Origin of the sequence: Leisingera sp. NJS201 (assembly GCF_004535885.1) — a bacterium.
In the GTDB taxonomy this organism is placed as follows: Bacteria; Pseudomonadota; Alphaproteobacteria; order Rhodobacterales; family Rhodobacteraceae; genus Leisingera.
The window spans coordinates 2,957,450-2,978,888 of record NZ_CP038234.1; the positions used below are offsets into that span (position 1 = coordinate 2,957,450).

Sequence of the window (21,439 nt, forward strand, 5' to 3'; positions counted from 1 at the left end):
TGGGGAATATGTGATTCACACACTTGAATTGGAAGGGGTTATTTATATATGTGACACACACACATTTATGGAGAAACCCAATGACCGTTGACCTTCAGACAAGTGAACCGGCATCGCAGCAATCCGCGTCAGGCCATGATCCGCACCTGATAGCGGTCGCTGCCGAAGAGACCTTTGAGAAAACCTGGCCCTATCCAGCCCGCTACAGTTCCGCCTCCGGCCACCCTATGCACTATGTCGATGAGGGCAGCGGCCCAGAGACGCTGCTGCTGCTGCATGGCGAACCGACCTGGAGCTACCTTTACCGTGCTCAGATTGCTGAATGGTCCCGTGATGCCCGTGTGATCGCTCTTGACCATATGGGATTCGGCAAAAGCGCCACCCCGCAAGACCGCAGCTATTGGCTGCAGGATCACATCGACAATACGGAACGCTTTGTTTTGGAGCAGGATCTCCGGGATGTGACCCTTGTCATGCATGATTTCGGCGGGCCGGTTGGCATGGGCCTGGCGATCCGGCACCCGGACCGGATCAAGCGGATCGTTTCGGTTAATGGCCCGACGCCCCTCGGACAGCCTGATCTTTTGAATCGCTTGATTGCCAATGCCGGTGCTGCACCCTGGTTCCAGTGGATCCTGCAGGCAGAGGAAAACGGCACCCTGGAGGCGGTGCTCGGCCACCTTGATTTCAACATCCTGTCGACACTCAAGCTGAACGGCTTTGTTCGCAACGAGCTGATCACAGAGACTTGGCTGAACGCCTACCGGGCGCCGTTTCCCGCGCCGGAATTTGCCGCGGGCGCCATCGGCTGGGCCAAGGGCTTTGCCACCGGCCAACATGCCTTTGAGGAGCCAAGTGACGCGGTGAAAGCCGTGCTGGCAAGGAAACCTGCGATCGCCATCTGGGGCGAAGCCGACAGCACGCTGCAGGCAGAGCAGTTTCTGCCCCTGTTCCGGCAGGCGTTCCCCCGCGGTCAGATCAAGACCTTGCCCGAAACCGGCCACTACAGCCCGGAAGACGCGCCGCAGCTAGTTTCCGGGCTGGTGTCCGAGTTTATTGCAGCCAGCTGAACGGCGGGCGTGCTATCAGCAAGGCTCTGCATTTGCGCCTTCTCCGGCGCGGATGCGGCAGGCGCGGCAGCATGGGGCGCAGGCCAGGCGCAGCACGGGCAGGAATGACCGCAGTCTGCAGGCCTGCTATCAACCAGAGAACGGTCTCAGACAAGGAGTTCAGAATGCAACGGACGGCGACAGAAGAACAGCAGGGCGAGCTGCAGCTGCTGCGCGATGCAGAGGCCAGAGCCGCGCGCTACATTGCCAGCGTGTCGGAGATGCCTGTTTTTCCCGCTGCCGCCGCCCGGCAGCAGCTTGCACGCTTTGATGAGCCATTGCCGGACACCAGGAGGGATGCAACCGAAACGCTGGCGCTGCTTGATGAGGCCGACTCGCCGGCGACAACTGTTTCAAACGGCCCCGGTACTTTGGCTTTGTAATCGGTGCGACGCTGCCGGTCGCCGCCGCCGCGCAGCGCCTGGCGTCGGCCTGGGATCAATGCGCCTCCTCGCAAATGAACTCTCCGGTGGCGGACAAGATCGAGAAAGTCGCGGCGCGTTGGCTGCTGGAGATCCTGGACCTGCCCGCGAAAGCGGAGTGGCGTTTGGCACTTCGGCAACCGCGAGCACGCTTGTCTGCCTCAGCGTCGCGCGGCGCGAACTGCTGAAGAAATGCGGATGGGACTTCGATGCCATGGGATTGCTGGGTGCGCCGGAAATCAAGGTTGTGGTTTCCGAACTGGCCCATATCACGGTTCTCAAGGCCCTCAGAATTCTGGGCTTCGGCCAGGCCCGGCTGATCAAAGCACCGGTCGACAGCGCCGGCCGCATTGACCCGGCCCGGCTTCCTGCACTGGATGGGCAGACCATTCTGTGCCTGCAGGCCGGCGAGGTGAATACCGGCAGCTTTGATCCCTTCCTGCCGCTTATCGAAAAAGCGAAACAGGCCGGCGCATGGGTGCATGTCGACGGGGCCTTTGGATTGTGGACGCGCGCGTCCCCGGCAAAGCGCGGCCTGACCAGCGGCATCGAGGGCGCGGACAGCTGGACCACTGACGGCCACAAATGGCTCAATACCCCGTATGACGGCGCGGCGGGCATCTGCCGCGACCGCAACGCAATGGCGGCCGCCATGAAAAGCGACGCCGTATATTCCACCGCATCCACTGAAAGCCAGAAGAACCTGGGCATCGAATTTTCCCGCAGCGCCCGCGGCGTGCCGATCTGGGCGGCGCTGCGCACGCTTGGCCGCGCCGGCGTCGCCGAACTGATCGAGCAACACTGCAGCATGGCTGCCCGCATTGCCAAGGCCCTACCCGGCCTTGGGTTTGAACTGCTGTGCGAGCCCGTCTTGAACCAGGTCCTGTTCCGCTATGGCACCGAGGCGCAGACCAGGGAGCTTCAACAGCGGGTGGAGCGCTCCGGGAAAGCGTGGTTCGGCGGCACCGTCTGGAACGGCGAACCGGCCCTACGGATCAGCGTCTCGTCCTGGCGCACCAGTGATCAGGATATCGATGTCCTGCTGAACACGCTGCAGGCGGCCCGCGGCAGTTTGGACCGTGGAAACCAGTAAAGCTGCCGAAGGCCAGCTGATGCCATGGAGATGGCCCAATGCATTCCTGACACGCAGGCACAGCTAAAAGACAAACTGGTGCCTACAGTCCTTTCCGCCGGGCAATGGATTCATCGTATCGGGGACCCTGCTCAGCAGGTGTTCTTCATCCGCGAAGGGGTCGTTCGTATTGGCGCCATCAGCGCAGTTGGCAAGGAATTCATTGTCCGCGACCTTGGCCCCGGTGATTGGTTTGGCTTCAAGGCCCAAGGCGTAGTTGAAATTGGATACAGGAGTATCACCTACAACCGCGCCCGGCTGTAGTCTGCCTCAAATCATGTTGCCGTCGGGGTGCCACGTTACAACTAGTCCTGTTGTTCAGCCTAGTTCGTCAGCAACGGGAGGGAGTGCAGCTGCTCGGCCCCGCGTCCCCGCAGGATGGTCGGCGGCTTTGTTCGCTCTTCGATGGTCGATCCCGATCGCGGCGAAAGGGCGGTTTGGATTTGGCCGAAATTTACACCGATGAATGACCGCAATCGGGAAATCCGCTGCGTCGCCGCAAAAACCCTGCCGCAAGGGCGAGAGCTTTCTGCATGAGCAATATCCGCAGCGGCAGAAGTCCGGTTAGTCTCGTCAGCCGTCTTTGCCTGCTGGGCCTTGCAATAGCCGCATAGCGTCGGCTCGCGTACATCGTGCGGGAAAGCCTGACCAGCGAATAAGGCACACATAGCGCTGGTTCCATTCCTCCACTACGCTTGGCGTGAATAACCGCAGGGCAGCCTGAGCTGGAAATCCGTCCCGCCTCACTGTGACATGCGCGACTAATAGGAAAACAGATGAAACATGCCGATCTTCCGGCGTTTGCCGATGCAAGCCGTACCCGTCTTCCTGCAATTGCTCGATGTTTGGGCTTGAGGTAACGAAAAGCCGAACACCTAAGAAAGGATGTTACGTGTACACTGTTCCCGTGCAAGTGAGGGTCATGCTGCACTTTCAGGCCAAGCATCAAGCCCCTGCTCTCTCTCACGCCGCGCATAGAACACGCGGTAGATGGCTTGGTTGATCTGTTCCTGATCTTTGGTGGCATAAGCGTCGCGAAGCAGCTCAAATTGCGCATCAAGATCCGTTGCCAATTGCTCATCGGTCACAGGGGGTTGCATTTTTTCTCTCTCAATTTCTAGGGCCTTTCCCTTAGAGGTCGGGCCGAGAGCGAGCAGCGCTGCGATATATGAGGTCTCCGCGCTGCTCGCCTTCTCAGCACTATGCGACCTTAGCGTCGTTCAAGATTACCGTCACTTCTTTCTAGGAAAGTGCTGCAGTGTAGTCGGGAACCGGGTGGCAGTCAGCCGAGAATACCCAGCAAGTATGGCGGTGCGGTCTAGGCCCGGGTGGCAATTGGTCGAGAACATCCACGTACGCCAGATGCTGGAGCGCAGGCGGGAGCGCTTCGATCTGTTTCCTGAACGGATACTGCCTATGGCACCGCCGGGATGCCCGGCTGACTGGTGAAGGAACAAAGTATTGAGCCGCATATTCCCGTTTTTGATAAACCCGCCCGCAAGGATGGAGCTTTCCCAGACACTGAGGTCATCTATGATCCAGACACAGATGCCTATCAATGCCCCGGCGGTCGTGAACTGCGACCCTACTGGCGCAACATCTCGCAAGGCAGGCAAAAATTCGACAAGGATAGGGTCAAACGTTGTCAGGCCCGAAAACAGGACTGTGCCGCTAGCCCGCTGAAGCCAAAATGCACACCCTGCCTGATTATTCGAAAGATCTCTCTATCCAAGCACAAAAGAGCCCGACAGAAGGCCCGCGAAATCGCCGCGACCGTTGCCTATGTCGCGTCGAACCGGAAGCGAAACCTTCCTGGCCCACATTTGATGCGATTCATTGCTCGCAAGAAGCGATGAATTATTTAAGACTAGTCTGGAGTTGGAAGATGGCGGTCCCGCACGATTGCATGGGCGGTGAATTCGGCCAGTTCGCCGCGCCAGATTTGACGGTCAAAGCAGAACGGCCGGCCACCCGCATCATAGATCACCTGTTCCAGCTCGATCCCTGCATTATAGGTCGTCAACCCAAGCAATCCTGCCTCCTCCTCATTCAATGCGCGCATACGGATGGAAATGTCGCCGGAATGAGGCGGCATACCGTATTCCCGCTCCATAAGCAGCGTTGTTGATTGCTGCAGGTCATGGCTGAAAAGATCCGGAAACAAATGCGCGACGGCAAATTCCTCTTCTACAAAGGCAGGGTGCCCTTTGAGCAGAAACAGCCGTGTGTACTTGTAAAGGGCGTCGCCCTCGGACACTGCAAGCTTGGCCGCCAGGGCGGCGTCGGCTTGGGTCAGCTGTTTAGAGATCAGTTCAATCTTAAGGCCAAGTTCGCCGCTTTCTGCATGGGCAAAGAAGCTGACCGTCTTGCTGATGTCATAGGTCAGCCGCTGCGGAGAGACGAATCGGCCGCGGCGCCCGGAACTGTAGGCGAGACCTTCCTGTTCAACCGCTAAAAGTGCGCGGCGGGCGGTCATTCTGCTGATGCCGAACTGCTCGCCGATGGCTCTTTCGGAGGGCAGCGCGCTATGTTCGGGCAGCTTTCCTCTGCGGATCTGATCTCGCAGGTGGTCAATAACCTTCTGAAAGGCAGGCATTTTCTTTTCTGAGGTCAGATCATTTGCGCCCATGTGTCCAGTTCCCACAACTTTTCTTTTGGTATATACCAAATCATTGGTATATACCAGCGAGCGAGAGTTTCATCTCCTGACTGCATGGAGTGCCCATGGAATGCAAGGCGATGGAGCAGAGGGAAGGGCTGACGCCCGTATTTTCCAGAGGCAGGTTTATGAACGTGGTGCCGGATATTCAGACACTGGAGTTCACAGCGGACGGCGGTCTGGGCGCAAGGGCGCGGATCGGACTGATCGTGCTGCAATCCGACCAGACGCTTGAGCATGAGTTTTCCGCGCTTTTACGGCACGATGATGTCGCCTTGTATCACGCGCGGATCCCGAACGAGATGGAAGTCACCTGTGGCACGCTGCGCAAGATGGAAGCCGATCTTCCGGCGGCGGCTGAGCTGCTGCCGCCGGCGTTTGAATTCGGCGCAATTGGTTATTGCTGCACATCCGGCGCCACGATGATTGGCGAAGCACGGGTGGGCAGCATGCTGAACAAAGTGCACCCGAAGGCAAAAATCACCAATCCGCTAACGGCCTGCAAAGCCGCGCTTCAAGCCCTGAAGGTGAAAAAGATCGCACTGATCACCCCTACGCCCCGAGGTTACCACTGAAATGCGGGACAATCTGGCTGCGGCGGGGTTCGAGGTGAATGCGATTGGAACCTTCAACCAATCGGATGATTACAAGGTCGCCCGGATTTCCTCGAACAGCATTCTGGCTGCGGTCAAGGAAGTCGGCCGGCGCGATGATTGCGATGGCGTATTTGTGTCCTGCACCAGCCTGCGAGCGCTGCCCATTATCGCTGAAGCCGAAGAAGCCCTGGGCAAGCCGGTTCTGTCCAGCAATCAAGTCACCGCCTGGCACCTTGCCCGGCTGGCAGGGCTGCGCGACAGCGTTGCCGGTGCGGGCATGCTTTTTCACACTCAATTGAAGCCTCAGGATTAAGATGATGACGGACGTGCACCCGGCTGCCGAGCGCGGCTTTTCCACCAGCGAGTTTGAGCAGCGGACCGCGGCAGCGCAGAAGATCATGTCGGGTCTTGGGCTGGACGCCCTGCTGCTGACCACGGAACCCGAGGTGCGCTATTTCACCGGCTTTGACACCATCTTTTGGCTCAGCCCGACACGGCCTTGGTTTGTGGTGATCCCGGCCAGTGGTGCCCCGATTGCAGTGATCCCGGAAATCGGCGGCCCCAGCATGTCGCTGACCTGGATTTCCGATATCCGTACCTGGCTGGCGCCGCAGCAGGGGGATGACGGTATTTCCCTGCTTGCTGATACTTTGCGCGAGGTGATGCCGGGCGGCGGAACATTGGGTCTGCCGATGGGCCATGAAACCCATGTGCGGATGCCGGCGGCCGATTATCAGCGGCTACAGAGCCAGCTGGAGGGCATTTCGATTGCCGACGGCACCGATGTGGTGCGCAGCCTGCGGATGGTGAAATCCCCCTCTGAAATCGCCAAGATCGCGCGCATCTGCAGTATTGCCTCCGCGGCCTTTGAAGATCTGCCGAACCATATCCGGGCAGGCGACACCGAACGCCAGGCCTTTGCCAAGTTCAAGATCGATCTGCTGCAGAAAGGCGCCGATGACGTGCCGTATCTGGTCGGCAGCTCCGGCCCCGGCGGGTTCTCGGACGTGATCAACCGTCCTACGGACCGGGTGATCACAGACGGCGACATGCTGCTGCTCGATACCGGTTCGCTGTGGGGCGGCTACAGCTGCGACTTTGACCGGAACTATGCCTTTGGCCACGCTTCGGACGAAGCCAAGACGGCTTATGATCTGGCCTGGCGGGCGACAGAGGCCGGCCTGCAGGCGGCGCGCCCCGGCATCACCACCGCGGATCTGTGGGGCGCTATGGCCAATGTGCTGGAAGAGGGCGGCTGCAGCGGCCATCAGATTGGCCGGATGGGCCACGGGCTGGGGATGCAGGTGACAGAATGGCCCTCGCTTATGCCCGGTGACACGACCGTGATCGAGGCTGGCATGGTGCTGACGCTTGAACCCGGCTTCGCCTTTGGCGGCAACAAGATGATGCTGCACGAGGAAAACATCGTCATCCGCGAGGATGGCGCCGAACTTCTGTCCCGCCGCGCGCCGCGCGAGCTGCCAATCATCACCTAACACATGGGATCCGATCACATGAAAAAAGACCTTCCCTCCCATGCCCAGGTTGTCATTATCGGCGGCGGCATTCATGGCTGTTCCGTTGCCTATCATCTGGCCAAACAGGGGCTGACGGATGTGGTTCTGCTGGAGCGCAAGCAGCTGACCAGCGGCACCACCTGGCACGCGGCCGGGCTGGTCGGGCAGTTGCAGGGCAGCCATGCCACAACCGCTTTTGCCAAATACGGCATCGAGCTGCTGCAGGAGATCGAGGCAGAGACCGGCCAGAATCCAGGCTACCGGCGGTCGGGGTCGATCTCTATTGCGGTGAATGACGAACGGATGGCGGAGCTGAAGCGCAAGGCGGATTTCGCCAAGCTGCACGGGATCGAGGCGCATTATCTGGAAACGGCGGAAATTCAGGAGCGCTGGCCGCTGATGAACCCCGATGGTGTTCTGGGCGGCATTTACATGCCCAGCGACGGATCGGCCAACCCGGTGGATCTGACCACGGCCCTGGCCAAGGGCGCGCGGATGCGCGGCGCGAAGGTTTTTGAAAACATCAAGGTCGAAGAGGTGCTGACCCGCGGCAATAAGGCGGTGGGTGTTCGCACCGATCAGGGCACCATCAGCGCCGATTACGTGGTGAACTGCGGCGGCATGTGGGCGCGGGACCTGGGCCGGCAGAACGGCGTTGGCGTGCCGCTGCACGCCTGCGAGCATTACTATCTGGTGACCGAGGCCATCGAGAACCTGCCCAGCGACCTGCCGGTGCTGCGCTCCTATTGCGATGGCACCTATTGGAAGGAAGACGCGGGCAAGCTGCTGTTCGGCTTTGCCCATTTCCAGGCCAAACCCTGGGGCATGAAAGGCATTTCCGAGGACTTCGAGTTCGACAGCCTGCCATTTGTCGAGGAAGATGTGATGGAGGTGCTGGAACTGGCGATGAACCGGGTGCCGCTGTTGCAGGAAACCGGCATCCGCACCTTCTTTAACGGGCCGGAAAGCTATTCCTATGACGGGCGCTTTATCCTGGGGCAGGCGCCTGATATTTCAAACTATTTTGTGTTGGGCGGGGTGAATTCCACTGGTATCCAATCCGGTTCCGGCGCGGGCCGGGCCGTTGCGCAATGGATCATCGACGGTCACCCGCCGATTGACCTCAGCGAAATGGACCCCAAGCGCTGCGAGGAGTTCCAGGCGCGTGACCCTTATCTGCAGGAACGCTGCCCGGAAACGCTGGTGCTGACCTATGCGATGCATTGGCCGAACCGCCAGCGTGATACCGTCCGCAACCTGCGCCGCACGCCGTTCTACCACCCGATGAAGGCCCGCGGCGCCTGTTTCACCGAGGCCCAGGGCTGGGAACGCCCCGGCTGGTTTGCGCCTGAAGGCGTTGAGCCGAAGTATGAATACAGTTTTGGCCGCCAGAACTGGTTCCCCATGTGCAAGAGGAACAGAAGGCCGCGCGTGAAGCTGTTGCGATGATCGACTACACCATGCTGGGCAAGCTGATGGTCGAGGGCCGCGACGCCGAAAGCTTCCTGCAGCGGGTCTGCACCAACAACATGGCCATGGCCGAGGGCCGGGTTGCCTATACGCTGATGCTGAACGAGCGCGGCGGCATTGAAAGCGACGTCACGGTGGCGCGCCATGGGCCGGATAGCTTTATGGTTATGAGCTCGATCTCGCACACCCGGCGCGACTATCTGCATCTGCGCGACCTGGTCCAGCCGGACGAGGATGTGCGCGTGCGCGATGCGACAACTGCCTATGGCGTGCTGGGGATTATGGGGCCGAAAAGTCGCGAGCTGTTGCAGGCCGTCAGCGATGCGGATGTCTCGCACGCGGCGTTCCGGTTCAATAGTCTGCGGCATTTCCATATCGGCCACGCCCCGGTGTTCGCGCAGCGCCTTTCCTATTCCGGCGAATTGGGCTGGGAGATTTTCATCACCCCGGATTTTGCTGAACATGTGTTCGAGGCGCTGATGCAGGCGGGCGAGCAGTTCGGCCTCCGCCTGATCGGGGCGAGGCGCTGAACGCACTGCGGCTGGAAAAGGGTTTTGTCCATTGGGGCCACGACATGGCCTATACCGAGGCGCCGCATCAGATGGGCATGGAGTTTGTCTGCAAGGTCAAGAAGCCCATCCCCTTCATCGGGCGCGACGCCTATCTGGCGCGCAAGGCGGAAAACAAGGGGCCGTTCCTATGTTCGGTCAAGCTGCGCGACCCGGAACCGCTGCTGCATCACAACGAACCTGTTCTGCGGGACGGCCAAATCGCGGGCTATGTGACCGCCGGCGCCTGGGGCCAAACGGTCGGGGCGGCTGTCGGCCTGTGCCTGCTGACCCTGCCGGAAGGCGAAATTGAGAAGGCAGCGGTGGAGAACGGCCAATTCACGGTTCTTGTTGAGGGGCAAAGCGTTGAAGCCGATGTCAGGCTGACGCCGTTCTATGACCCGCAAAGCAAACGGATGCTGTCCGGCACCTGAGGGCGCCTGGCACCAAGGAGGAGTTCACGGTCCTGATGCACATCCCCGGTGTCCCGATCTCATCACCGGCTCAAGCTCAGGACCGTGGCAATGGAGACGCCGCCCCAACCAAACAGCAGGCGCGAGTTCCAAATCGAAGACAGGTTAAATTCTGGGAGGAAACCATGACTTACAAACTACTCAACACTTTGGGCGCAGCGGCAGTTGCAACCGTGGTCAGCTCGATTGCGGCGCTGGCCGGGCCGATTGATGACCGGATCGCCGCGGGCGAGCCGCTCCGCATCGGCTTCTCCAACATTCCGATCTGGGGCTACCCTGACGAAAATGGCGACGCCAAGGGCTTTGTGAACGAGATCGCCATCGATATCTTGAAAAAAATGGGCCACGAAAGCGTCGAGGCGACCGTAACCGACTGGGGCGGGCTGATCCCGGGGCTGCAGGCCAACCGCTATGATATGATCACCGGCGGGCTTTATATCCTCAACAGCCGCTGCGAGAATATTTCCTTCTCCGAGCCGATTGCCCAGTCCGGCGACGCCTTTATCGTTCCGGCCGGCAATCCCAAGGGTATCCAGACCTATCAGGACATCCTGGCTGCAGAAGCGGTACTGGCTGCAGGTTCCGGCTACAACACCGTCGAAGCCGCCAAGAAGGAAGGGTTGACCGACGCGATGATCATGCAGGTGCCAGGGCCGACCGAGATGCTGGCCGCAGTTAAGGCAGGCCGCGCAGATGCTGCGGGCATGACCTATTTCGAAGCGGCGCATCTGGCGGAAAGCGATGAGGCCGTCGACGTGACCGACCCCAGCGCCCTGCCGGAATGGACGCTGAACTGGGTCGGCGTCGGCTTCCGCGACGCTGACAGCGATTTCCTGGCAGAGTTCAACACCGCGCTGGCGGAATACATCGGCTCTGAGGAGATGATGCAGACCGTCGCAAAATACGGCTACACCGAAAGCACCCTGCCCGGTGACAAGACCACCGAATGGACCTGCGCCAACCGCTGATCCGAATGTGCGGCGGATCCCTGGGGTCCGCCACATGCAAATCTCCTCGTGCCATACGGATTACAGATGGGTTTCTATGATTTCCTGATCCAGTACTGGCCGCGGCTTCTGACAGGGACGGGCGTCACCTTGGCCCAGTTCCTGCTCGCTGCGGTGATTGGAATCGCGATCTCGCTCTGCATGGGCCTGATGAAACTGTCGCAGAACGCGCTTATGCGCGGCGCGGCGGTGACCTATATCGAGATTTTCCGCGGCACCTCGCTGGTGGTGCAGCTATACTGGATTTTCTTCGTGCTGCCGCTGTTCGGTCTTACGATCGAAAAATTCACCGCAGGATACCTGGCTATCGGCATGAATATCGGCGCTTACGGCGCCGAGCTGGTGCGCGGTGGCATTCTGTCAGTGCCCAAGGGGCAATGGGAAGCGGCGCTGGCGATCAACATGAGCCCGGCGCAGCGGATGCGGCGGATCATCCTGCCGCAGGCGCTGGTCAGCATGCTGCCGCCCTGGGGCAACCTGATGATCGAGCTTTTAAAGGGCACCGCGCTGGTGTCGCTGATCTCCGTTGCCGACTTGATGTTCGAGGCGCGGCAGATCAATGCCTCGACCTTCCTGTCGGCGCAAGTCTTTGGCGCGGCACTGGTCATCTATTACGTCCTGGCCCGCTTTTTCGTGACGCCGTTCATGCGCTGGCTGGAACGCCACATGGCGCGCAAGATGGGGAGGGCGTAAGCCATGTTTGACTGGCAATGGGATTTCACCTGGGAGATTCTGCCCCGCCTGATCACTGCCACCGGCAACACGCTGGTTGCGGCCCTTGCGGGCTATGCGATTGCGGTAGTGCTGGGGCTGATGCTGGCGCTGGCACAGCGCACACCGTCCAGGGCGGTGACCTTCACAGTGCGCGAGTTTGTGGAGTTCATCCGTTCCACCCCGCTGATCCTGCAGATCTTCTTTGTGTTCTATGTAGGGCCGCAGTTCGGCATCCGGCTCAGCCCGTGGATGTCCGGCATGATCGCCATCGGTCTGCATTATGCCTGCTACCTGTCTGAGGTCTTCCGCGGCGGTATTGAAAGCGTGCCGAAAGGCCAGTGGGAGGCGGCAATCGCGCTCAACATGTCCACCGCGCAGAAGTACCGCCGGGTAATTATTCCGCAGGCCATCCCGCCCGCGCTGTCGGGCATGGGCAACTACCTGGTCGGCATCTTCAAGGACACGCCGATGCTGTCGGTGATCGGGGTTGCCGAGCTTATCCATACCGCCAATGCCATCGGCTCGGAAAACTACCGCTTTCTAGAGCCTTACACGATGGTCGGCATCATCTTTCTGGCAATCTCCCTGCCGGCAGCGGGCCTGATCCGGCTGTTCGAAGGGTATGTGCGCCGCAAACTGGGACTGTAACGATGCTGGACAATACTGGCTTTCCGCTTGAAATCACCGGTGAAGACACGCCGATGGTGAGCTTTCGCAAGGTGAACAAATCCTATGGGGCGCTCACTGTGCTGGACGATCTCGATCTCGACGTCGCGGCAGGGGAAATGGTCTCGATCATCGGTCCCTCCGGCTCGGGCAAAACCACCGTGCTGCGGATGCTGATGACGCTTGAGCAGATCAACGGCGGGGTGATCTATGTGGACGGCAAGCCGCTGACCCATATGCCCAAGGGCGGCCAGCTGGTGCCCGCCAGCGAGCGCCACCTGCGCAGCCGCCGCGCTGACATCGGCATGTGTTTCCAGCATTTCAACCTGTTCCCGCATATGACCGCGCTGGAAAACTGTATGGAGGGGCCGGTGCAGGTGCTGGGCCTCTCCAAGGCAGAGGCGCGCGACCGCTCAGAAGAGCTGCTGGAACTGGTCGGCATGATCTCCAAGAAGGATCAGCATCCCTCGCGCCTGTCGGGCGGCCAGCAGCAGCGGGTGGCGATTGCCCGCGCACTGGCCATGCGGCCCAAGGTGATGCTGTTCGACGAGGTCACCTCGGCCCTGGACCCGGAGGTGATCGGCGAGGTGACCAACGTGATCCGCCAGCTGGTCTTGGAACATAACCTGACCATGCTGATGGTGACTCACCAGATGGGGTTTGCCCGCGATATCTCGGACCGGGTATGCTTCTTTTATGGCGGCAAGATCGAGGAGCAGGGCCCACCCGCGCAACTGTTCGGCAATCCCCAGCGGGAGCGGACACAGCAATTCCTGAGCGCAGTGCGGGAAGCGGTTTGAAGATCAAAGAGGGGTTCCCGGGAAACTGGTTAAGGCGGCGGGTCTGCCCTGCGAGCAGACCTCTGATCTTGGCAAATGCAGCTTGGCACATGAGCGGCTGGTCTGGTGAAGCTGCACTACCGCGGCTAAAGGTAAGGTGAACGATAGCTCGGGGCCGGCCAGGCTCCGAAGGGCGTCGGCAGTTCGAAACTTTGCAGCGGCAGCTTCCTGCGCATCTGTGCCACTGGAGTGGAGCGCAGCCTCTGCCGGGCCGCCACAGGCTTCTGGACGGTTGCTTTCAGAAAACTGGCCCAAATGCTTCGCACTCGCAGCGGAATTGGCACTGCAACTGATACGAATGTCCCGTCCGGGCTGGCTCGAGCCGATCACAGCCGGCCTGGGGCAGGCTGGTGCTGGTTTCTAGGTTCTGTGCCACCGCAAGGCGGCTCTGAACCCATTGCAGAAGCGCTAAAACTTTGCTGCGCGCGCACGCCGATTTTTCCACGCTGCACGGCGGCTGAGTCCACCGCTGCACCGCAGTGAGTAAGGCAGCCATTTATGCAAGCCGCAGCACGGCTCGGATTAGAAACAACTAGAGGTGGCCGCGGGAATTCAGACCTGTAGCCAAGGTGGATCGCATGATGAAAGCGACGATCCAATATGACGAAACGCAAGAACCCTTCTCCCGAATTCAAAGCCCAAATTGCGCTTGAGGCGATCCGCGAGGAGAAGGTACTGGCAGAGTTACCGAAGACGTACGGCGCGCATCCGAACATGATCAGCGGCTGGAAACGGGCTGCGGTCAAGAACCTGGCCCAGGCCTTTTCCAAGAGGATCGGCGCTGCGGCCAAATCCAACGGGACTGAGATCGGCACACTGCATTCCAAGACCGGCCAGCTTGTGGCTGAACGCGGTTTTTTGAAACGCGCCCGGGATCGTTAAGCGAGGATCGCAGGCAGATGTGCATTGAAAAGGATCATCCGAAGATCAGCGTTCGCCGTCAGTGTCAGATGCTGTCGCCGGCCTGTTCGAACCTGTATCACACGCCCAAAGGCGGGAGCGCCGGGAACCTGCGGTTCATGGCAATCATCCGCTGCCCGGCAGGCGGTTTGCTGCCGCAATTCTGCAGGGAGGGACAGGCAGTTTCCTGAGACGCCGTGGTAGGGCTCCCGCCAGATGGCCCGCTATTTGCAGCGGCAGGGCCAGTAATGCGGCAGAGCTGAGCGATCGGGTAAACTGTCTTGCGGGCAGCGACGAAAGCACGTTTCGCGTTCATGTCTTCGCTGCCCTTGGGGCGAAAAAAGCGGAAGCTTTCTCGAGGATTTCATTTTCCAGCTTCAAGCGTTTGTTTTCCTTCCGCAGATGATCCAGTTCCGCTGCATCGGCCTGCTGCCTGCGCAGCGCCGCCATCGATCCTGCCGCTTCAATCTCCAGGCGCCACGTCTTGAGGTGGGAACTCGTCACACCCAGTTCCCTAGCCACGCCGGTTTGTGTGGCACCAGGCTTATAAAGCCGGCCAACAGCTGCGGCTTTGAATTCAACTGTGAACGTTCGTCTCGATTGTCCCATTCCATGCTCCTTCCGTGGACAGAGGTAAATTACCCCGCTGTCCGGGAACAGGGACGAAGTTCAGTTGATGAATTTGCAACAACCCGGCCAGAGCCACCACCTCTATTCATCAGATGAAGCCGGCACCGCAAATCCCATGGTTACAGAAACAGCGGGCAATCGAACCATTTACGTGTTTGAGCTGCTGCAGGCTCGGAGGCAACTTCATCCCAACACCGCTTGTACAGCCCGCAGCGCGGCTGCCACCACCTGATCAGCTTCCGCACGGCTGAGACAGAACGGCGGCGCAAAGCCCAGGATATCCCCCTGCGGCATGGCGCGGGCGATGACCTTGTCCTGCTCCAGCAGTTTGGCCGAGATCTGCGGTCCGATCTTGTCTGCCGAATCAAAGAAAGTGCGGCTGTCCTTGTCCTTCACAAATTCCACGGCACACAGCATTCCCTCGCCGCGCACGTCGCCCACATTGGCGTGACCGGACAGTGCCTCTGCCATGGTGGCGTTCAGATAGGCGCCGGTCTCGCCTGCGTTCTGCACCAGGTTCAGCTCATCGATCAGCTTGAGGTTGGCAACACCCGCTGCCGCACCGATCGGGTGCGCCGAATAGGTCCAGCCGTGGCCGATCGGGCCGTTTTCATCGGTGCCCTGTTCCAGCACCTTCCAGACCTTGTCCGAAATGATGGAGCCGGACAGCGGCGCATAAGCCGAAGTGAGGCCCTTGGCGATGGTGATGATATCAGCCTCGATACCATAGTGATCCGAACCGAACATGCTGCCGAGACGGCCAAAGCCGGTGACAACCTCATCAGCAACCAGCAGGATGTCGTGCTTCTTGAGCACCGCCTGAATGGCGGACCAGTAGCCTGCGGGCGGCGGTACGATGCCGCCGGTGCCCAGAACCGGCTCACCGATGAAGGCAGCGATTGTATCTGCGCCCTCATGCTCGATCAGTGCCTCCAGTTCGGCGGCGCAATGGGCGACGAACTGCTCCTCGGTCTGGTCCAGGTTGTTGCGGCGGAAATAGTACGGCGCCTCGGTGTGGATCACCTGTTCGATTGGCAGGTCGAACTTCTTATGGAACAGCTCCAGCCCGGTCAAAGAGCCGGTGACCAGCCCCGAGCCGTGATAGCCGCGCCAGCGGGAGATGATCTTTTTCTTCTCCGGGCGGCCCAGGATGTTGTTGTAGTACCAGATCAGCTTGACGTTGGTTTCATTGGCGTCCGAACCGCCGAGGCCGAAATAGACCTTGGACATATTCGCAGGCGCCCGATCCAGGATCATCTTGGACAATGTGATCGAGGCTTCGGTACCGTGGCCTACATAGGAATGATAATAGGCCAGTTCTTTGGCCTGATCCCCGATCGCTTCGGCGATTTCCTGGCGGCCATAGCCCACGTTCACGCAATAAAGACCGGCAAAGGCGTCCAGCAGCTTGTTGCCGTCGCGGTCTTCTATGAAGACACCGGATGCGGTCTTGATCACCCGGTTCGGGCTTTCCCCGCGGGCGTGCTGGGCCAGATGAGTCGAGGGGTGGAAAAAATTCTCGCGGTCCCACTGGTCGAGTTGGTCGTTCTTCAGCATCGTTCTTCCTATCTCTTGCCTGCGGGGTTCAGGCCCAGTCGCGGCATATGTACTTGATTTCGGTAAATTCTTCCATGCCAAGGCGGGCACCTTCGCGGCCAAGGCCGGATTGCTTGGTGCCGCCAAAGGGGATCGGCGCGCCGGTGACTTTGGTGCGGTTCACAGCAACCATGCCGTACTGCAGCGCCCGGCTGAGGCGGTAGATCCGGCGCGGGTCGTGGCTGTGGAGATAGGCCACCAGCCCGTACTCGCTGTCATTGGCACGGGCCACCACTTCTTCCTCGGTATCGAAAGGGGTAACGGGCGCAACCGGGCCAAAGGTTTCCTCGGACATGATCAGCGCATCTGCGGGAACATCGGTCAGCACGGTGGGTTCATAAAACAACGGCCCAAGTGCATGGCGCTTGCCGCCGCAAGCCAGTGTTGCGCCCTTGGCCAGCGCATCCGCCACATGCTGCTCCTGCTTTTGCAGCGCCTTTTCGTTCATCAGCGGCCCGAGATCGCAGTCATCCATACCTTTGCCGACGCTCAGTGCCTTGGCAGCCTCAATGAACTTCGCGCAGAACTCCGCATAGGCCGGGCGTTCGACAAAGATCCGGTTGGCGCCCAGGCAGTCCTGACCGGAGGTGGCGAATTTCGCCTTGATCGCTTCATCCACCGCCTTGTCCAGATTACAGCCTTTGAAAACGATCACCGGTGCATGGCCGCCCAGCTCCATCACCAGCCGCTTCACGGTGTCGGCCGACTGGCGGTACAGAAGCTTGCCGGTATTGGTGGAGCCGGTGAAGGATAGCGCCCGCACCCTTGTGTCGCGGGTCCAGGGTTCAACAATGGTAGGGGCATGGCCAGTCACCACGTTGAACACGCCTGCAGGGACGCCTGCACGCTCGGCCAGCTCCGCCAGCGCCAGCGCGCTGAACGGGGTCTCACCCGAAGGATGCGCCACCACGGTGCAGCCCGCCGCCAGCGCCGCCGCTGCTTTGCGGGTCAGCATGGCAGAGGGGAAGTTCCAGGGCGTGATCAACGCCGCCACGCCCACCGGCTCACGCCACAGTTCTACTTCGGCGTCGGGCAAATGGCTGGTCACGCCTTCGATGTTTGGGCGTTTGGCCTCTTCGGCGTAGAATTCCACAAAGGCGGCGCCATAGTCTATCTCGCCGCGCGCCTCGGAAAGGGGCTTGCCTTGTTCCAGCACCATGATGCGGGCAAGGTCTTCCTTGTGTTCCAGCTGCAACTCATACCAGCGCCGCAGGATGGCGGCGCGCTGCTGCGGCAAAAGACCTGCCCAGGCCGGGAAAGCTGCCTGCGCCGCGTCCACAGCGGCACAGGATTCTTCTGCAGACAGACTGGCGACGTGGCCAAGTTCAGCACCATCCGCCGGATCGCTGACCGGGAAGGTTTCGCTGCTTGCCGCGGCGCACCACTTTCCATTTATGTAGGAAAATGAACGAACTAACGCCTTGTCCGCAATGTCCGCGCGGGCAGAGAGAGCAGTCTCTGTCATGGAAGTTCTCCTGTGCTTTACAGGAGAGCTTGTCTGATGCTGACAGACGAAGTGTCTGAAGTTTCCTGAAACAGCAGAAGAAACAGCTGGCTTTTGCGCCAACCAGCTTGATTTGAAGATATCACCCGCCGGACGGGTTCATCTGCCGCTTGATGACGCCGGCTCCCATGAAGCCGCCATCAATCGGCAGCACAACTCCGCTGACGTAAGCGGCCCCGGAACTCAGGAGGAACTCCGCCGCAGCACCAACTTCATCCGGGGCTCCGTAGCGGTTGGCAGGAATACCGCTGCAATAGGCGGTTCTGGTCTCCGCGTCATGCATGCGGCTGACCAGCTCGGTCTCAATGGCGCCGGGTGCCATGGCATTGACCGTGATCCCTAGTTCGGCCAGCTCGACCGCCATGACCCGGGTCAATGCATGAACGCCCCCCTTGCTGGCCCCGTAAGCAGAGCGCCCGGTTCCTCCGCGTTCACCGGCGGCGGAGCCCATCAGCAGGATGCGGCCATAGCCTTGGCCGGCCATCATCCGCGCCGCGCCGCGCGCACACAGGAATGTCCCGGTCAAGTTGATGCCGATCAGCCGGTTCCAATCATCCAGCGAGGTGTCGAGGATGGTTTTTTCCACACCGATCCCGGCGCAATGCGCCATTCCGTGCAGTGTGCCACCAAATTGCTGAACCGCCGCGAACATCGCCTCGACGTCGGCTTCGCGGCTGATATCAGCCTCAATCGCCAAGGCTTCGGCGCCTGCATCGCGCAATTCGGAAGCCGTGGCTTCGGCTGTGCCCGCGTTGCGGTCCGCAATGGCCAGTTTGGCACCGGCACCTGCAAGCCGACGGGCAATTGCCTGCCCGATCCCGCTTCCGCCGCCTGTTATCAGAATATTTTGCCCCGAAAACATGCCCATGCCGCAGCCTCCTCCACTCCTCTGACACCCAGCCTAACCTGCTGCCCGCAAGCTGTTTGGGTCTGCATACGACCGGATTCCACCTGAAACTGCCGTTTCAGTCCTGCCGCAGCAGAACATCCAGAGGCGGTGCGCCAGCCCCTTTTACAGGTTTGGTCACAACATAGGTGAAATAGCGGGAAAGTCCGATGCGGGCGTCCAGCATCTCATCAATCAGCCGCTGGTAAGCATCGATGTCGCGGGTGACTATCTGCAGCAGATAGTCAAAGCCGCCTGCCAGCGCCCAGCAGGCGGTGACCTCGTCATAGCGCTGCATCGCCGTTTCAAACGCATGGAAACTGGCAGCGGTGTGGTCAGCAATCTCAGCGGCGACAAACACAGTCAGATGCGGCGCCAGTTTCTTGAGGTTGATGCGGGCGCCGTAGCCCTCGATCAGACCGGCCTGTTCCAGCTTTTTCAGCCGGTCCCAGCAGGGGGTCGGCGACAGGCCGATCCGGTCGGCCAGCGCGGCCTTGGTGATGCGGCCCTCGGTTGAGAGCACGCGCAGAATGTCGAGATCGCGCTGGTCCAGTTGCATAGGCTTGCCCTATCAGGCGCCGGTGACGCCGACAACTGCCACACAGTCACCGGATTTGATCAGGCCGGGGAAATGGCGGCTGATCACCAGCCCTGCGCGGCGGGCGCGGTATTCCACCGGCCGCTGCCCGGTGCGGTCGAGCGGCCACACCCGCGCCAGCAGATCCCCCTTGGCAACCGTTTCGCCCAAATCGGCCATCATCTCATAAAGGCCGTCGCCTTCGCTGAACAGGAAGCAGTCGTCATCCGGCATCGTCAGGTTCACGGTCTCTTCCAGCTGCATCTCCCCCTGCAGGATGCCGAAGTGGATCAGCACATTGCGCAGCCCCTTCTTGGCGATGGCATTGCTGCGCGCGGAGGACGATCCGCCGCCGCCCAGCTCCGTGGTGACCAGAACTTTGCCCATTTCCTCGACCGCGGTGTCATACATGCCGCCGCTGTCGATCTCCAAAAGCTCCACCGAATAAGGCGCGTTGAACGCCTTCATCGCGGCAAAGCAGGCCTCCTGCGCAGCTTTGTCCTCCAGGATATGCGCCGCGGCAAAAGGCACGAAATCCAGCGTTTTGCCGCCAGAGTGGAAGTCCACCGCCAGATCCGCCATCGGCAAAAGCGTACGCTGGAAATAATCGGCGATCTTCTCGGTCACGGTGCCGTCGGGCCGGCCAGGGAACGACCGGTTCATATTGCCCTTGTCGATCGGCGAGGTGCGGGTGCCGGCCCGGAATGCCGGATAGTTGAAGGCCGGCACAATGATCAGCCGCCCGGTCACATCCTCTGCCGCCGTCGTGGCAGCCAGCTCGTGCAGGGCAATCGGGCCTTCGTACTCGTCGCCGTGGTTGGCGCCTGTCAGCAGCGCCGTCGGCCCCTCGCCGTTCTTGATCACCGTCAGCGGGATCATCACTGACCCCCAGGCCGAGTCATCCCGGCTGTAGGGCAGTTTCAGAAATCCGTGATGCACGCCGTCCTGATCCAGCGCGATGGTGGGGGAAATCGGGTTTGCCTTCATGGGTCAGTCCTTCACGAACATTTTGCGCGGCACATCCGACAGGCACTCCGGCCCGTCCACCCCGATGCGGATGCTTTCAGTGATCTCGAAACCCCAGTCCTCCATCCAGAGGCCGGTCATGAAGTGGAAGGTCATGTTTTCTTCCAGAACGGTGGTGTCGCCAGGACGCAGCGACATGGTGCGCTCGCCCCAGTCCGGCGGGTAGCTGACGCCGATCGGATAGCCGGTGCGGTTATCCTTTTCGATGCCGTATTTCTTCAGCACCTTGAAGAACGCCTTGGCAATGTCCTCGCAAGTATTGCCGGTTTTTGCCATTTCCAGACCCGCTTCCATGCCTTCCAGCACCGCCTTTTCCGCGTCAAGAAAGGTCTGTGTCGGCTTGCCTAGGAACACCGTGCGCGACAACGGGCAGTGGTAGCGGTGCACAACACCTGCGATTTCAAAGAAAGTACCCTCGCCGGATTTCATCGGCAGATCGTCCCAGGTCAGATGCGGCGCGGCTGCATCCGGTCCTGACGGCAGCAGCGGCACGATGGCGGGATAGTCGCCGCCAAAGCCCAGACCCTCGTCATAACGCAGGGCGGCGTCATAGATATCTGCCACCAGATCGCATTTGCGCATCCCTGGCTCAACCTTGTCGAAAATCCGCTGATGCATGCGCTCAACGATCTTGCCGGCCTGGCGCATATAGGCGAGTTCAGCCTCGGATTTCACCGCGCGCTGCCAGTTGACCAGCGCGTTGGTGTTGGCAAAACGGGCATTCGGCAGATGCGCCTGCAGGGAGGCATAGGCAGCTGCGGTAAAGTAGTAGTTGTCCATTTCAACGCCGATAGTGCCGCCGTCCAGCCCGCGATCCGCCAGTTGCGCCGACAGGTAATCCATCGGGTGGCGGTCAGCCGATTGCACGTAATGGTCCGGATAGCCAATGATACTGGCGGGGGCCATGAAGCAGGTGCGCAAAGCGCCATTGGCATCCTGACCGCGGCCGTACCAGAGCGGCTCACCCTCAAGGCCCAGCACGACGCATTGATGGACATAGAAGGACCAGCCGTCATAGCCGGTCAGCCAGTTCATGTTCGAAGGATCCGTGACGATCAGAAGGTCGATGCCGCGGCGGGCCATCTCGGACCGGGTTTTGTCTATACGCGCCTGGTATTCGGAGCGGGAGAAATACAGCTTGGGGTCTGCCATATGCGTGGTTCCTGGT

At 60.4% G+C, this 21,439-nt stretch carries 24 protein-coding genes and 1 pseudogene; 16 read left to right on the forward strand and 9 right to left on the reverse strand.

Going from position 1 to position 21,439, the window contains the following annotated elements:
* Positions 1 to 80 precede the first annotated feature (80 nt).
* From ETW23_RS14495 to ETW23_RS14505, 4 genes are all read left to right on the forward strand, one after another.
* Positions 81 to 1,070, forward strand: a complete 990-nt coding sequence (locus ETW23_RS14495; protein WP_134830406.1) for an alpha/beta fold hydrolase — start codon at positions 81 to 83, stop codon at positions 1,068 to 1,070.
* A gap of 164 nt (positions 1,071 to 1,234) precedes the next feature.
* On the forward strand, positions 1,235 to 1,492 hold the full coding sequence (locus ETW23_RS26005) for a hypothetical protein (RefSeq protein WP_254695029.1): 258 nt from the start codon (positions 1,235 to 1,237) through the stop codon (positions 1,490 to 1,492).
* 157 nt (positions 1,493 to 1,649) lie between these two features.
* The gene (locus ETW23_RS14500) at positions 1,650 to 2,624 is read left to right on the forward strand and encodes an aminotransferase class V-fold PLP-dependent enzyme (RefSeq protein WP_254695030.1); all 975 of its coding nucleotides are present in this window, start codon (positions 1,650 to 1,652) and stop codon (positions 2,622 to 2,624) included.
* Positions 2,625 to 2,648: 24 nt separating this feature from the next.
* Positions 2,649 to 2,927: a Crp/Fnr family transcriptional regulator gene (locus ETW23_RS14505; RefSeq protein ID WP_134830407.1), complete on the forward strand. Its 279-nt coding sequence runs from the start codon at positions 2,649 to 2,651 to the stop codon at positions 2,925 to 2,927.
* Between the two features lie 656 nt (positions 2,928 to 3,583).
* Here the strand turns inward: ETW23_RS14505 and ETW23_RS14510 are convergent.
* Positions 3,584 to 3,763 carry a hypothetical protein gene (locus ETW23_RS14510; RefSeq protein WP_134830408.1) on the reverse strand — a complete coding sequence of 60 codons (180 nt, stop codon included), beginning with the start codon at positions 3,761 to 3,763 and terminating at the stop codon, positions 3,584 to 3,586.
* A 345-nt stretch (positions 3,764 to 4,108) separates the two neighbouring features.
* Here ETW23_RS14510 and ETW23_RS14515 point away from each other — a divergent pair, with 345 nt between their 5' ends.
* The gene (locus ETW23_RS14515; RefSeq protein WP_134830409.1) at positions 4,109 to 4,519 is read left to right on the forward strand and encodes a hypothetical protein; all 411 of its coding nucleotides are present in this window, start codon (positions 4,109 to 4,111) and stop codon (positions 4,517 to 4,519) included.
* Positions 4,520 to 4,530: 11 nt separating this feature from the next.
* Here the strand turns inward: ETW23_RS14515 and ETW23_RS14520 are convergent, their stop codons facing one another.
* Entirely contained in the window at positions 4,531 to 5,292 is a 762-nt protein-coding gene (locus tag ETW23_RS14520; RefSeq protein WP_134830410.1) for a GntR family transcriptional regulator, read from the reverse strand.
* A gap of 158 nt (positions 5,293 to 5,450) precedes the next feature.
* Here ETW23_RS14520 and ETW23_RS26010 point away from each other — a divergent pair, with 158 nt between their 5' ends.
* From ETW23_RS26010 to ETW23_RS14560, 11 genes and pseudogenes are all read left to right on the forward strand, one after another.
* Entirely contained in the window at positions 5,451 to 5,897 is a 447-nt protein-coding gene (locus tag ETW23_RS26010; RefSeq protein ID WP_254695031.1) for a hypothetical protein, read from the forward strand.
* A 1-nt stretch (position 5,898) separates the two neighbouring features.
* Complete coding sequence (locus ETW23_RS26015; RefSeq protein ID WP_254695032.1) at positions 5,899 to 6,231, forward strand: hypothetical protein; 333 nt, start codon at positions 5,899 to 5,901, stop codon at positions 6,229 to 6,231.
* Positions 6,232 to 6,235: 4 nt separating this feature from the next.
* Positions 6,236 to 7,414, forward strand: a complete 1,179-nt coding sequence (locus tag ETW23_RS14530; protein ID WP_167738122.1) for a Xaa-Pro peptidase family protein — start codon at positions 6,236 to 6,238, stop codon at positions 7,412 to 7,414.
* Positions 7,415 to 7,432: 18 nt separating this feature from the next.
* Positions 7,433 to 8,884 carry an FAD-dependent oxidoreductase gene (locus tag ETW23_RS26020; RefSeq protein WP_254695033.1) on the forward strand — a complete coding sequence of 484 codons (1,452 nt, stop codon included), beginning with the start codon at positions 7,433 to 7,435 and terminating at the stop codon, positions 8,882 to 8,884.
* A gap of 11 nt (positions 8,885 to 8,895) precedes the next feature.
* Positions 8,896 to 9,461, forward strand: a pseudogene (locus tag ETW23_RS26025) (aminomethyltransferase family protein); the annotation flags it as partial.
* Between the two features lie 18 nt (positions 9,462 to 9,479).
* Complete coding sequence (locus tag ETW23_RS26030) at positions 9,480 to 9,887, forward strand: glycine cleavage T C-terminal barrel domain-containing protein (RefSeq protein ID WP_254695210.1); 408 nt, start codon at positions 9,480 to 9,482, stop codon at positions 9,885 to 9,887.
* 164 nt (positions 9,888 to 10,051) lie between these two features.
* Complete coding sequence (locus tag ETW23_RS14540) at positions 10,052 to 10,894, forward strand: transporter substrate-binding domain-containing protein (RefSeq protein ID WP_129370010.1); 843 nt, start codon at positions 10,052 to 10,054, stop codon at positions 10,892 to 10,894.
* Between the two features lie 66 nt (positions 10,895 to 10,960).
* Positions 10,961 to 11,626, forward strand: coding sequence for an ectoine/hydroxyectoine ABC transporter permease subunit EhuC (gene ehuC, locus ETW23_RS14545; RefSeq protein ID WP_134830412.1), 666 nt, complete (start codon positions 10,961 to 10,963; stop codon positions 11,624 to 11,626).
* 3 nt (positions 11,627 to 11,629) lie between these two features.
* Positions 11,630 to 12,295 (forward strand): ectoine/hydroxyectoine ABC transporter permease subunit EhuD, encoded by a 666-nt coding sequence (gene ehuD / locus ETW23_RS14550; RefSeq protein WP_134830413.1) that lies wholly within the window; start codon positions 11,630 to 11,632, stop codon positions 12,293 to 12,295.
* Between the two features lie 2 nt (positions 12,296 to 12,297).
* The gene (ehuA, locus tag ETW23_RS14555) at positions 12,298 to 13,113 is read left to right on the forward strand and encodes an ectoine/hydroxyectoine ABC transporter ATP-binding protein EhuA (protein WP_134830414.1); all 816 of its coding nucleotides are present in this window, start codon (positions 12,298 to 12,300) and stop codon (positions 13,111 to 13,113) included.
* Positions 13,114 to 13,752: 639 nt separating this feature from the next.
* Complete coding sequence (locus ETW23_RS14560; RefSeq protein ID WP_134830415.1) at positions 13,753 to 14,034, forward strand: hypothetical protein; 282 nt, start codon at positions 13,753 to 13,755, stop codon at positions 14,032 to 14,034.
* Between the two features lie 330 nt (positions 14,035 to 14,364).
* On the opposite strand, the gene ETW23_RS14565 is transcribed toward ETW23_RS14560, so the two are convergent.
* From ETW23_RS14565 to doeA, 7 genes are all read right to left on the reverse strand, one after another.
* Positions 14,365 to 14,661: a transposase gene (locus tag ETW23_RS14565; RefSeq protein ID WP_134830416.1), complete on the reverse strand. Its 297-nt coding sequence runs from the start codon at positions 14,659 to 14,661 to the stop codon at positions 14,365 to 14,367.
* A gap of 204 nt (positions 14,662 to 14,865) precedes the next feature.
* The gene (locus ETW23_RS14570; RefSeq protein WP_134830417.1) at positions 14,866 to 16,239 is read right to left on the reverse strand and encodes an aspartate aminotransferase family protein; all 1,374 of its coding nucleotides are present in this window, start codon (positions 16,237 to 16,239) and stop codon (positions 14,866 to 14,868) included.
* 28 nt (positions 16,240 to 16,267) lie between these two features.
* Complete coding sequence (locus ETW23_RS14575) at positions 16,268 to 17,743, reverse strand: NAD-dependent succinate-semialdehyde dehydrogenase (RefSeq protein ID WP_134830418.1); 1,476 nt, start codon at positions 17,741 to 17,743, stop codon at positions 16,268 to 16,270.
* A gap of 121 nt (positions 17,744 to 17,864) precedes the next feature.
* The gene (locus ETW23_RS14580) at positions 17,865 to 18,650 is read right to left on the reverse strand and encodes an SDR family NAD(P)-dependent oxidoreductase (protein WP_134830419.1); all 786 of its coding nucleotides are present in this window, start codon (positions 18,648 to 18,650) and stop codon (positions 17,865 to 17,867) included.
* A 97-nt stretch (positions 18,651 to 18,747) separates the two neighbouring features.
* Positions 18,748 to 19,227: an Lrp/AsnC family transcriptional regulator gene (locus tag ETW23_RS14585; protein WP_129371850.1), complete on the reverse strand. Its 480-nt coding sequence runs from the start codon at positions 19,225 to 19,227 to the stop codon at positions 18,748 to 18,750.
* A 12-nt stretch (positions 19,228 to 19,239) separates the two neighbouring features.
* Positions 19,240 to 20,232, reverse strand: a complete 993-nt coding sequence (doeB, locus tag ETW23_RS14590; protein ID WP_134830420.1) for a N(2)-acetyl-L-2,4-diaminobutanoate deacetylase DoeB — start codon at positions 20,230 to 20,232, stop codon at positions 19,240 to 19,242.
* A 3-nt stretch (positions 20,233 to 20,235) separates the two neighbouring features.
* Entirely contained in the window at positions 20,236 to 21,423 is a 1,188-nt protein-coding gene (doeA, locus tag ETW23_RS14595) for an ectoine hydrolase DoeA (RefSeq protein ID WP_134830421.1), read from the reverse strand.
* Positions 21,424 to 21,439 lie beyond the last annotated feature (16 nt).